The organism is Paraburkholderia sp. J63 (assembly GCF_905220245.1).
Classification (GTDB): Bacteria; Pseudomonadota; Gammaproteobacteria; order Burkholderiales; family Burkholderiaceae; genus Paraburkholderia.
Genome location: NZ_CAJMZF010000130.1, coordinates 1 through 1,220 on the forward strand (window position 1 = coordinate 1; position 1,220 = coordinate 1,220).

The window sequence follows — 1,220 nt, forward strand, 5'->3', positions numbered from 1 at the left end:
AGGTACAGGCCCTTGCTCATCCACTGCTTGAAATTGCGCGCCTTGTAGAGCTCCGTGTACAGCCACGATTGCTTGAACGCTTCGGGGTAGGCGGTGAGTTCATCGCTTTGACGGGCCGCCTGCACCGCATCGAATGCCGCTTCGGCCGCGAGCATGCCGGTCTTGATCGCTGCGTGGCTGCCCTTGATGCGCGCGGCGTTCAGGAAGCCTGCGTCGTCGCCGACCAGCGCGCCACCCGGGAATACGAGCTTCGGCAACGACATCAGGCCGCCGGCCGTCATCGCGCGCGCGCCATACGAAACGCGCTTGCCGCCTTCCAGATATTTGCGGATCGCCGGATGCGTCTTGTAGCGCTGGAATTCCTCGAACGGCGAGAGATACGGATTCGTATACGCGAGGCCCACGACAAACCCCACCATCACCTGGTTGTTGTCGATGTGATAGAGGAACGAGCCGCCGTAGGTGTCTTTCTCCAGCGGCCAGCCCGCCGTGTGGATCACGAGACCCGGCTTGTGCTTCGCCGGATCGATCTCCCACAGCTCCTTGATGCCGATACCGTAGACCTGCGGATCGGCGTCCTTGTCGAGCTTGAGCTTCTCGTTGAGCTGTCGGCCCAGATGCCCGCGGCAGCCTTCCGCGAACAGCGTGTATCTGGCGTGCAGCTCCATGCCGAGCTGGAAATTCTCGGTGGGCTCGCCATCCTTGCCGACGCCCATGTTGCCGGTAGCGACGCCCTTGACCGACCCATCGTCGTTATAAAGCACTTCCGCGGCCGGAAAGCCGGGGAAGATTTCCACGCCCAGCGCTTCGGCCTGCTGGCCCAGCCAGCGCGTGACATTCGCGAGGCTGATGACATAGTTGCCGTGGTTCTTGAAGTTGTCGGGCAGCGCCCAGTTGGGCACCGATTTCGCGCCGGTTTCCGAAAGGAAAAGAAATTGATCTTCGGTCACGGGCACGTTCAGCGGCGCACCTTGCTCCTTCCAGTCGGGGATCAATTCGTCGATGGCGCGCGGATCCATGACCGCGCCCGAGAGGATATGCGCCCCGATTTCCGAGCCTTTCTCCAGCACGCATACGCCGATCTCGACGCCTTTTTCTGCAGCCAGCTGCTTCAGCCGGATCGCCGCGGACAGGCCCGCGGGGCCGCCGCCTACGATCACCACGTCGTATTCCATCGACTCGCGTGGGCCGTATTGCTCCAAAAGACTTGCGGGGGTCAT

1 protein-coding gene is annotated in these 1,220 nt (G+C 62.4%); it reads right to left on the bottom strand.

Going from position 1 to position 1,220, the window contains the following annotated elements; all coding sequences use genetic code 11:
* The coding region (locus U5775_RS38795; RefSeq protein ID WP_322063415.1) for an NAD(P)/FAD-dependent oxidoreductase at nucleotides 1–1,220 on the bottom strand (1,220 nt) is incomplete at both ends.